The sequence below is a fragment of the Aeromonas sp. Prich7-2 genome, assembly GCF_017939255.1.
Lineage (GTDB): Bacteria > Pseudomonadota > Gammaproteobacteria > Enterobacterales > Aeromonadaceae > Aeromonas > Aeromonas caviae.
Map to the genome: position 1 here is coordinate 1 of NZ_JAGKRI010000122.1, position 11,027 is coordinate 11,027.

At 62.8% G+C, this 11,027-nt stretch carries 5 protein-coding genes; all 5 read right to left on the reverse strand.

The genetic code is table 11. The features are described 5' to 3' along the window. Positions 1 to 176: 176 nt before the first annotated feature. Positions 177 to 1,616 (reverse strand): hypothetical protein, encoded by a 1,440-nt coding sequence (locus J9892_RS17415; protein ID WP_210538617.1) that lies wholly within the window; start codon positions 1,614 to 1,616, stop codon positions 177 to 179. Positions 1,617 to 1,659: 43 nt separating this feature from the next. After that, on the reverse strand, positions 1,660 to 3,729 hold the full coding sequence (gene recD / locus J9892_RS17420) for an exodeoxyribonuclease V subunit alpha (protein ID WP_210538618.1): 2,070 nt from the start codon (positions 3,727 to 3,729) through the stop codon (positions 1,660 to 1,662). A gap of 8 nt (positions 3,730 to 3,737) precedes the next feature. Beyond that, the gene (gene recB / locus J9892_RS17425) at positions 3,738 to 7,352 is read right to left on the reverse strand and encodes an exodeoxyribonuclease V subunit beta (RefSeq protein ID WP_210538619.1); all 3,615 of its coding nucleotides are present in this window, start codon (positions 7,350 to 7,352) and stop codon (positions 3,738 to 3,740) included. Further along, positions 7,352 to 10,708: an exodeoxyribonuclease V subunit gamma gene (recC, locus tag J9892_RS17430; protein ID WP_210538620.1), complete on the reverse strand. Its 3,357-nt coding sequence runs from the start codon at positions 10,706 to 10,708 to the stop codon at positions 7,352 to 7,354. The genes recB and recC overlap by 1 nt, the downstream gene beginning before the upstream one ends. Before the next feature lie 182 nt (positions 10,709 to 10,890). After that, positions 10,891 to 11,027: transposase (locus J9892_RS17435; RefSeq protein WP_210538105.1), on the reverse strand; the 137-nt coding region annotated here is incomplete at its 5' end.

The following is an 11,027-nucleotide window of genomic DNA, read 5'->3' on the forward strand; positions in this document are numbered from 1 at the left end:
CGCTGACAGAAATAAGGGAAAGACTGGAATGGGCAGCTGATTATTTGGCCAAGAACGCTTGCCGAACCAAGCAGAGAAAATCGATACAGAACAGGACCTTGGAAGGAGTTTTAAAGGGACTCAACGCTTAAGGTCCTGTACATGAGCCTACACAACCCAATATACGAGATTTAACATTAATCTCTTTTAAACCGCCATCGAATAGCTAAGCCTGATAGAGCAATGCACACTAGACTGATAAAACTCTGTAAAATTGAAACCAGAATAATTACTAGCGACAGTTCCCCCTTCCCATCACCTAATGGAGTCATATCTTTTAAAGATGAAAATGGCTGAAGTATTTGCTTCAATGAATATATGAATGATGATTTAAGAAGGTCCCAGTCTATTGGATTAGATAGCCCTATAGATTCAGACATATATAACCCATAAATAAAAGTAAATATAAAAGCAAAAACTAACAATAATAACAATGGTTTTATATAGTCTGTGCCATAGTTTGAGAAAACATGATACATTTTACTTATGTAATGTTCTATTCCATTCTCTTCATTACATAAACTTTCCTGTTCCAAAGAAAAAAACATGCCCTCAAGAGTTCTGTCTCTCTGCGCCTCCATATGAGATCGTAATACCCTATAGCATGCAGCATCACGCTTTCCATTTCTGCTTATAAAACTCTCCCGATTTGGAAAGCGACTACCACTTGTTATTTTAGCGCCAAAAAAATGTGGCGGACTTTTAAATGTGCTACCAACAAAAGATAAAGGATGAATAATATCTCTATTATTCAACAATAACATTCCCACATTGGAATTTGTTATATACAGATTATAAATTTCCGTTCTATCCTTACCATCATTTACTGTATGTAGGTCTAGTTCCTCAATGACACAATGATCTATTGCGATATCACAGAAGTTTGTTTTAAATAGTTTAAAGTACGCCCCAGTAAGAACGGAGTGTTTAATCTCAAAATTATTCAGATCACCGCCTCGACATGAAAAAGTGACTGATATTTTTTCTTTTTCATTACTTTTAATAGTTTTTGAATTCTCTATAAATAAATTCTTGTTCTTGAAATTCACGAGCTCACAAGAAAGTCCATCAGAAAATATGCACTCAATAAAATGTAATGAGTTGTCATTGTGATCTGACATTGACTCTATTTTTACTTTGTCAGAAAAAAGCACTTTGTTAAAAGATGGGAGGAAAAAAGAAGAGTATATGAAGTTATCAAACCCACATGATGTAAAAGTCACAATGAGATTCATTTCATCATCAGATTCAATCATGTTTTCTGAATCAGAAAATTCAAACGAGTTACATGATACATTTTCTATCCTCACCCCTGAAAGAAATGATGACCTAGAGTTTTTAACCGATAAGAATCGTCCGTTACTCAATCCACTTATTTTAATTTTATTTTTAAAAACTGCATTGGCGATGGAAATCCCACTTATTTCCATAGGGATCGACATCTCTTTCAAAAAAACATCAACACCTTCTATCTTCAATGTTAAATCGTCTCTCCCTGAGACTGCTGCTATTACCTCTGCCCATTTTTCCTCAGTTAACGATTCAGATATTTTTATCTCACGATCACTGAAAATCATATCCCCCCCCCATTAGAGCACAATTAAAATAGAAAAATAACTTCTACAGCCCCCCATCAATCTCCCCCAACCTCTGTGCCAACCCTGAATACCGCTCGGTCTTTTTCCGCACGGCCTGTGCCAGCAGAGCGCGATCGCCGTAGAGATCGAGGCGGGCCTTGGCGCGGGTGATGCCGGTGTAGACCAGCTCGCGGGTCAGGAGCGGGCTGGGGCTGTCGGGCAGCACCAGCACGGTATGGGCAAACTCCGACCCCTGGGATTTGTGGATGGTCATGGCGTAGACCGTCTCGTGGGGGGGCAACCGGCTGGGCAGCAAAGCGCGCAGGGTGCCGTCCGGCTGCTCGAACCACACCTTGAGGCGGCCGGTGTCATCGGGGAGGCAGAGCCCCATGTCGCCGTTGTAGAGGCCGACCCCGTGGTCGTTGCGCACCACCATCACCGGGCGGCCCGCATACCAGTCGCCGTCACGCTGGATCAGCCCTGCCTTGGCGAGGGCCAGTTCGAGGCGCTCGTTGAGCCCCGTCACCCCGAAGGGGCCGTCCCGCAGGGCGCAGAGGATCTGGAAGCCGTTGAACGCCTTGAACACCGCCGCCGGATCCTCGCCGGCCCGGGCCGCCTTGAGGTAGCTGCCATAACCGGCCACCCCCTCGGCAATCAGGGCGTTGTAAGCCTCCCCCGCCCAGGGGTGCAGGCGGATGTCGCCAAATCCTGCGCCCCAGACCGCCTCCACCGCCGCCCCGTCGCCGCTGTTGCAGGCCCGCGCCAGCTGGCCGATGCCCGAATGCTGGTCAAAGCGCCAGCTCTTGGAGAGCAAACAGAGGCTGTCGCGCACGCTGGCCCCCGCTGGCGTGCCTTGCAGGCGATACCCGGTCTGGCGGGAGAGCCAATGTGCCTGCGCTGGGCTGATGCCCTGTTCGATAAAGCTGCAGATATCCCCGAGCACGGCCCCCGCCTCCACCGAGGCGAGCTGATCCTTGTCGCCGAGCAGGATCAGGCGGGCATGGCGGGGCAGCGCGTCCAGCAGGCGCGCCATCATGGGCAGGTCCACCATGGAGGCCTCGTCCACCACCAGCAGGTCGAGGTGCAGCGGGTTGCCTCTGTGATGGCGGAACTGGCTGCGCCCGGGAATCACCCCGAGCAGCCGGTGCAGGGTGCCCGCCTCGGTGGGGATGGCCTCCACCCACTCGGGGGGCAGATCCAGGGCCTGCAGGGCAGCGCCGATACTCTCGGTCAGACGCGCCGCCGCCTTGCCGGTGGGGGCCACCAGCCGGATCGCCGGGGCCTTGCCCCCTTGCAGGCCGGTCTCCACCAGGATGGCGAGGAGCTTGGCCACCGTGGTGGTCTTGCCGGTGCCGGGGCCGCCGGAGATGACCGCGAAGGGGCGCGCCGCCGCCGTGGCCGCCGCCAGCTTCTGGCCGTTGCAGCAGAGCGCCTCGGGTACCAGGGTATCCAGCCGCTCCAGCTCGCTGGCTGCCTGGGCGCTCTTTAGCAGGGTCTCGACGGCGGGCCACTCCACCTCATGAGGGAAGACCAGATCCAGGTACTTCTCCACAAAGTGGCGGACGGAGAAATCCGGCGCGAGGCGGGCCTTGAGCAAGGCCCCGAACACCAGGCCGTAGTCGCGGGCAAAGAGGCGTGACAGGGCCGGGGCAATCTCCGGCCATTCGGCCCGTTCACTCAAGGCGCTAAGGTGGCGGGCCACCCCCAGCTCAAAGTCGTGGTAGCGGGTGAGGTAGAGGCGATCCCCCCAGAGCCGCAGGGGCCAGCGGGGGCTCTCCCCCTCCTCCTGTTCGCTCCCCACCAGGGGGCTGGCCGCAAAGAGGGCGGGCCAGCTCGCAGGATCCGCGAGATCCGCCAGCAGATCCCGGCTCTGATCCGGATCCAGCCCGAAGGGGCGCGAGGATCCCTGTCCGTCACCGCCCTGAGCGAGCATCGCCAGCGGCAGGCAGACATGGCCGCGCCCCAGCTCATGGCAGGCGAGCGCGGCCCCCAGCACCAGCTCGGGGCTGCCGCCAAGGTCGGCCACCAGCCTGGCAAATTGCAGGTCAAGCTGGCGGATGCGCCCCGCCAGCGCCAAGGCTTTCAGCCGCTCTATCATGGTTTCGCCCTTCATCTCGCCCCTCATGCCTCTGCCTTGTTCGATTTCTCTAAACGATGATCGTCAGATGTCACACCTTTACTAAACAACTCGTCCAGCCCCAGCACCAGTTCCCGGCTGGGCCTGGCATGGAAAATGCCCCCCTGGGGCATGCCGCGCAGGAAGAGATAGAAGACCCCGCCAAAATGCCGGTCGAAATCGTAGCCCGGCAGCCGCAAGGCGAGCAGCCGGTGCAGGGCCAGCGAATAGAGCTGGTATTGCAGATCGTAGCGATGCTCGCGCATGGCCCGCTCCAGGGCCGGGCGGCCGTAATCGGCGGGGCTCATACCAAGGTGGTTCGATTTGTAGTCGAGCAGATACCAGCGCCCCTGCCACTCGAACACCAGGTCGATAAAGCCCTTGAGCATCCCCTGCACGGTGGCAAAACCGAGCGGCTTGCCGCCCCGCGACAGGGGGTCGTGCTGCTGGCAGAGTGCGGTGAGCGCCGGTGCCGTCACCCGCCCCATGGGCAGGAAGAACTCCAGCTCCACCTGTTTGCGCTCGGGGGCCAGATCCCGCAGCCGCACCGGATCCCCAAGGCCGGTCTCAAGGGGAGTATCCAGCACCGCCTCCACCTGCTGTTGCAGCACGGGGGCCCAGCCTTCGTCGAACCCCTCCTGGGTCAGCAGGGCGGCGATGTGCTGTGCCAGCGACTCGCCCCCTGCGTGCTCGAAGTCGATGGTCTCGAACAGGCTGTGGAGCAGGGTGCCGGGACGCGCCCCCTTGGGGAAGGTGAAGATGGAAGGAGCGGGCGCCTCCTCTTCCTGCACGGTGACGGCGGCCTCGGTGGCCACCTCGTCGTCGAAGCCGGGGTTGGCCAGCACCCCCTTGCCGTGGCCGTTGCCCTGGGCCGCGAGCCCGGAGTAGGAGCTGATCCACCAGTCCCGCTCAAGCTGCCCCTGGAACGCGCGCACGGTGGGCTCACCCGGTTTCTCCGCCTCGGCGGGCAGCGGGGCCGGGCGGGTGAGCGAGGGCTCACCGACGGCCACCCCCGGCAGGGCCTGGGCCAGGTCGGTGAGGGCGGTCGCCAGTGTCCCGGCGTCCCCCTCCTCCCCCTTTTGCAGCAGGTAGCCGATGGCGGTGCGGTGCAGGTCGGTCTTCTCCGACTTGCCCGCCCCGGAGCGCACCGGCGCCAGCCCGAGCCAGGTGGCATAGACCCCCCGGGTCAGGGCCACGTAGAGCAGGCGCAAGTCTTCGGCGAGGCGCTCCTTGTCGGCCTCGGCCAGAGACTCCTCGGCGCCGGTGAGATCGAGCACGGTGCGATTGCCCGCCTCCCCCGTTTCGTGGAACAGGGGGGTGTCGGCGGCGCGGTGGCTGCAAATGAACGGCAGGAAGACCAGCGGGTACTCCAGCCCCTTGGATTTGTGGATGGTGACGATCTGCACCAGCTTGCGCTCGGACTCCAGGCGAAGTATCTGCTCCCCGTCCTGGCCGTTGGGCTGGCTCACCGCCTCCCCGAGCCAGCGCAGCAGGGCGTACTCCCCGTCCAGCTCGCCGCTCGCCTGTTGCAGCAGCTCGCCGAGATGGAGGAAGTTGGTCAGCCGCCGCTCCCCGTAGGGGCTCGCCAGCAAGGAGGCGGCGAGGTTGCGCCCGTGCATCAGGGCCCGCAGCATGGCCAGCACCCCGTGGCGATGCCAGACCGCGCGGTATCCCATGAACTCCTGCACCGCGCTCTCCCAGGCCCGCTCGTCCGAGGCCAGCGCGTCCAGGGCCCTGGCATCGAGATCGAACAGGCCGGTGGCGAGCGCTGCCCTAAGGCTTCGCTCATCGCTCGGGTTCTGGCAGGCGTGCAGGATCAGCAGGATCTCCCGCGCCTCCACCTGGGCCAGCACGCTCTCGCGGTTCGACAGATAGACGGAGGCGATGGCAAGGCGCGCCAGCTCCTGCTGCACCAGCTTGCCCTCGGCGCCGGTGCGCACCAGCACGGCGATATCCCCGGCCCTGACCGGCTCGCTGCCGAGCATCGCCTTGCCCTCCCGGGCCAGCGTGAGCAGGCGATGGATCTCCGCCGCCGTGGCGCGGGCCATCCTGCTCTGGTACTCCCCCTTGTTGAAGGTGGGCTGACCGGTGAGCTGCCAGCAGTGCAGCACGGGGGCGCTCTGCCCCTCGATCAGCAGTGCCCGGCTCTTGCCCTGCGCCTCCACCGGCAGGAAGGGGATGTCCGCCTCGTAGATGAAGGGATCCTTCGCCCGCTCGAACAGGCCGTTGACCGCCGCCACCAGGGCGCGGCTTGAGCGCCAGTTGCGCCCCAGGGTGTAGTGGGCGCTCACATTTCGCCGCGCCTGGATGTAGGTGAAGATGTCTGCGCCACGAAAGCCGTAGATGGCCTGCTTGGGGTCGCCGATCATCAGGAGCGCCGTGTCCTGGTGACCGCCGTAAAGGCGATGGAAGATGCGGTACTGCTGGGGGTCGGTATCCTGGAATTCATCGATCATGGCGACCCGGTAGGTGGCGCGGATGCGCTCGCACAGCCGCTCCCCCAGGCCCGAGCCGAGCGCCCCGTCGAGATCCCGCAGCAGATCGTCGAAGGAGAGCTGATGGGCCTGGCGCTTGCTCTCCTGCATCCGGCTGCGCACCACCCTGGCCGCCCGCTGCAAGACGAGATCCCGGATGCCGGGTCGGCTCGCCAGCAGGGCGTCTATCTCGCCAAAGAGCGGCAGGGTGGGCACCGTTCCCCCCTTCTTGAGGTTCTCCTCCAGCGCCTGCTGGCCGAAGCGCTCCAGTTCCTTGGGCAGGACGTAGCCGCTGGTCTCGTCCTGCGCCCAGTCGCCAATCTTGGCAAGCCAGCCCTCGTAGTTCTTGCCGGTGTAGCGGCTGATCTGCCCCTCGGTCTGGCGGCGGATCTCGTCCGTCTGCGCCAGCCACCCGGCTTTCACCGCCCCGATGCGGGCCATGGCGACGCTGTGCCTAGCCGCCAGGGTCTCGTCCCCCGCCACCGGGCGGATCTCCAGCTCGTCGTTGTCGAGCCAGCTCCCCATCTCCCGCAGCAGGGCGGCGGGGCTCGACCAGAGCCTTCGCACCGCCCGGGCCAGGGGCTGATCCACCGGATAGAACTCGGCGCGCCAGTAGTCACTCACCGCCTGCAGCCGGAGCCGGCTGTCGTCGGTCAAAAATTCGGTTTCAAAGAGGGCGCCCGACTCGAAGGCGTTCTGCCTGAGCATCCGCTGGCAGAAGCCGTGGATGGTGAAGACCGCCGCCTCGTCCATCTGCCGCTCGGCGGCCAGCAGGCGACGGGCCGCCAGATCGTGATCCTCCACCTCCACCAGCAGTTGGGCCAGCAGGGTATCCGTGCTGTGACCGCGCATAAAGGCGAGACGCGCCTCGTGGATGCGGGCGCGGATCCGCCCCCTCAGTTCGGCGGTGGCCGCCTCGGTAAAGGTCACCACCAGGATCTCGGTCACCGACAGGGGCCGCTCGTGGGCACAGGGCTGACCGGCGTCTCCCCCCTCCTCGCCTGCTTGTTCGATAACCGGGCCGTGGCCCAGCAAGAGGCGCAGATAGAGGCCCGCGATGGTATAGGTCTTGCCGGTCCCGGCGGAGGCCTCGATCAGCCGCTCGCCATAGAGGGGAAAACGCAGGGGATTGAGCGGGTTAGCCATTATTGCAACTCCTCCAGCGCCTGATGGAGCGGGGTCAGGTGTTCACGGGCCAGCCCCTGCAACTGGGCCAGCACCTCGTCATCGAGTTCCGGGAAGCAGCGGGCGACATAGACGTCCTGCCCCTCTCCCGTCACCATGTAGCCGCCGTTGAAGCGGGCAAGCGCCGCCTTGTCGGCCTCCTCCGGCTTTGCCGGATCCTTCTCGATCCCCTTGAGCCACTCCCAGGCGGTGCTCGGGAAGAAGGGCAGCGGCCGCTTCATCCCCTGGGTCCAGAGGGCCACCAGGGCCGCCAACCTGGGCCGCGCCTCGTCCGCCGCAAGCCTTGGCAGCCGCAGACTCTGTTTGGCATCGAACAGCAGGGTGTCGCCGGGGACGCTGCTCAATGAGAGGCAAAGGTGCTGGATCCAGGCCAGCAGCAGATCCTTGCCGTTGAAGCTGCCGGGTTTGACCACCAGCGCTCGTCCCTTCTGGGTGTCTATCCAGCCCTGGAGCTGCCCCTGGGCCAGGGCGATGTCGATCTCCACCGCCTGTTTGTCCCCCGTCCAGGGGCGCAGCCGCGCCGCCAGCTTGCCCATCTCGCCGTCGATCTCCTCCAGCAGCAGGCTGCCGAACCACCCTTGCGGCAACAGGCCGGAGAGTTGCAGCCGGTAACGACGGGCCTCGCTCTCCCCCTCGGTCAGATGGGCATCCAGCAGCAGCGCCTTGAGCTGATAGTGCTGCAGGCCGTCCAGCTCGAAGGGCTCGCTGTCTTCGATGGTCGCCTCCTCCAGCTCGAACCACACCTTGAGGCGGCGGTTGAGGAAGTACCTGGCGGGCTGGCGATAGAAGCGCAGCAGCTCCGCCAGCTCCAGCCCCTGCTCCCTGCCCCACTCCGCAGGCAGGGGCAGATCGCCGCTCTGGAAGTTGGCGGCCCCCCGCTCGGGGCTCAGGGCCGGCAGCCAGTCGGCGGCATAGGTGAAGAGACCGGAGCCGGGTTCGGGGTAAAAGTAGGCCGGGCTGTAGGGGGTGAGGGGGTGCGCCACGATCAGGTGTTCGAGCAGCCGCCGGCCCGAGGTGTCGTCGTCGAGATCTTCATCCCCCACCAGCACGAAGCCCTGGCGCACGTAGTCGATGAGCTCCGCCAGCAGCACGGAGGGTACCTTCTCGCTGTTGTCCTGGGCGCTGAACCCCTGATAGCTGATGTAGAGCCCCTGCTGGGCACTGAGGAGCGCCTCGAGGAAGAGGTAGCGGTCGTCATCCCGGCGGGATCGGTCCCCGCGCCGCGAGGCCACCGCCATCAGATCGAAGCCCATGGGGGGCAGGGTGCGCGGGTAGACGCCGTCGTTCATGCCGAGCAGGCAGACCTGGCGGAAGGGGATGGAGCGCATCGGCATCAGGGTGCAGAAGTTGACCTGACCGGCGAGGAAGCGCTGGCTGGAGCGGGACTCCCCCAGCACGCTGCCGAGGTAGTCCTGCAACAGGTCGGCACTGATGGCCTGCTCGAAGCGGGCCTCGCCGAGCTGGGCCTGCCAGTCGGTGAGCTGGCTGCGAATGAGCTGGAGCTGGCGCTCTTCATCCTCGTCGGCGAGATAGAAGCGCTCCAGCAGCGCCAGCAGGCAGGCGTGCCATTCGGCCAGCGGCTGCGCCTGTTGCAGCCTGGGCAGAAACTCCGCCAGGGAGTCGACGAACCAGGCGAGCTTGCCGAGGATCAGCCCCTGCTGACCCTCGATGTCCGCATAGGGCAGGATCCCCGCCACCGGCTCCCCGTCCCCCATGGCAAAACCCAGCAGCATGCGCCGCAGGCCGAACAGCCAGCTGTTGCCGGACAGACGCGGCAGCGCGAAGCGCTCGGGATAGTCGTCATCCAGCCCCCAGCGGATGCCGGTCTCCTGCACCCAGCGCCGCAGCACGTTGAACTCGTCGTCGTCCAGCTCGAAGCGGCGCAGCACGGCGGGCACCTCCAGGATGGCGAGCAGCTCCCCCGCTCCGAAGCGGGCGTTCGGCAGCCTGAGCAGGGCGAGGAAACTTTGCAGCAGCGGGCTCTCCTGGCTCGCCGCCCGATCGGAGATCGCAAAGGGGATCTGGCCGCGGGCCCCGCCCCGCCCCTTGCCGCCCTCCTTGCCAAAAACGGCCTGGATGTAGGGACCGTAGCTGTTGACGTCCGGCATCATCACCACCACGTCTTTGGGGGTGAGGGTGGGATCCTGCTCGAACAGGGCCAGCAGCCGGTCGTGCAGCACCTCGAGCTCCCGCATGGGGCCGTGGCAGGCGTGGATCTGCAAAGTGCCGTCATCCAGGCTGACAGGGCTCTTGTGGTGGCTGGCATCGAGGTTGAACTCGCCGGCCCCCCGTTCCGCCAGCTCCAGCACGTCTTTCTGGATGGCCCGCAGCAAGGTGACCTTGCCCTCATCGTCGCGATCCTCGATGTCGACGAAGGCCTCGATCTGCGGTACCTCCAACTCCATCAGCTGGTGCAGGTAGTCGCGCCCCAGCTTGCCCATGGAGGCGAGCAACGGATTGGCGGGGCCCTGCAGGGTCTCGAGATCCGTACCGGGCTTGAGCTTGTTTTCGAGGCGCGCCAGTGTCTTGCGATCGAGCAAGTCCCCCCAGTAGTAGCGGCAGGGGTTGGTCACAAACAGGTGCACCTCCACCTCGGGGCGGCTGCCGAGGGCCAGCAGGGCCTCCACGTAGCGGGGCGGCAGGGCCGAGATGCCGAACACGAAGACCCGTTGCGGCAGCCTGCCCGGCAGATCCCGGGTGCGCTCCAGCTCGTGGATGAAGGCCTCGTAGAGGTTGGCGCGGTGGTAGCCGCTGGGGCTGAGGGCCAGGGTGCGGGCCACCAGCTCGCGCCAGAGCTCGGGCTGCCAATCCTGACCGCTCACCCCGGCCAGCTCCTGGCTCAATCCTTCCCCCTCTTCCCAGCGGGCGATCCAGTCCGGCCGGTAGACCAGATACTGGTCGAACAGATCCGCCACCTTCTGGCAGAGCTGCCAGAGCCGCACCTGCTCCGGCGCCGCCCCGTCACTGCCCCCCAGATAGGCCGCGAGGGGCGCAAAGGCGGGTCTGCCGAGCAGGGTGGGCAGAATGGTCATCAGGTGCCAGCTCATGGCCCCCTTGTTGTAGGGGCTCTGGCGCGGCACGTCCGCCAGCACCCGGGTGAACATCTCCCAGATGAAACTCGCGGGCAGGGGAAAGTCGATGTTGGCGGCGATGCCGAACGCCTTGGCCAGCTCCAGCTTGAGCCACTGGGCCATGCCGGGACTCTGCACCAGGATCTGCTCCCGATCGAAGGGGTGGGAGAGCGGAGCCTGCCGGATGCGGCTCACCAGCAGCTCCTTGAGCAGATCCAGCTGATTGGAGTGGTAGAGGGTAAACATGGACGACTCCCGCCAATTTCATGAAGAGGGGGTGCGCGGGGGGACACTCTCTGGCATTCCCGTCACGGCACGCGAATCGGGATTGTCGGGGATCGGGGGATAAGATGCAAAAGGCACTTGTGGCGTCCGGACTGCGCGCCGTAACACAGATGGCATCCCCGGGAAGCGGGCACAAAAAAGGTTCATCGCGGCTTTCCGGGGAAGGCCGCCTTGATTTTCAGAAAAAAGTATTCTGAGTCCCTAAATCCATATGCCATACGCTTTATCACTTTGATCTTGTTGTTCACCCCTTCCAGCACACTCGTGTGCATCGGGTAGT

Coding starts and splice junctions, on each gene's coding strand:
- recC (WP_210538620.1), bottom strand. CDS start 10,708: ATGTTTACCCTCTACCACTCCAATCAGCTGGATCTGCTCAAGGAGCTG.
- recD (WP_210538618.1), bottom strand. CDS start 3,729: ATGAAGGGCGAAACCATGATAGAGCGGCTGAAAGCCTTGGCGCTGGCG.
- J9892_RS17415 (WP_210538617.1), bottom strand. CDS start 1,616: ATGATTTTCAGTGATCGTGAGATAAAAATATCTGAATCGTTAACTGAG.
- recB (WP_210538619.1), bottom strand. CDS start 7,352: ATGGCTAACCCGCTCAATCCCCTGCGTTTTCCCCTCTATGGCGAGCGG.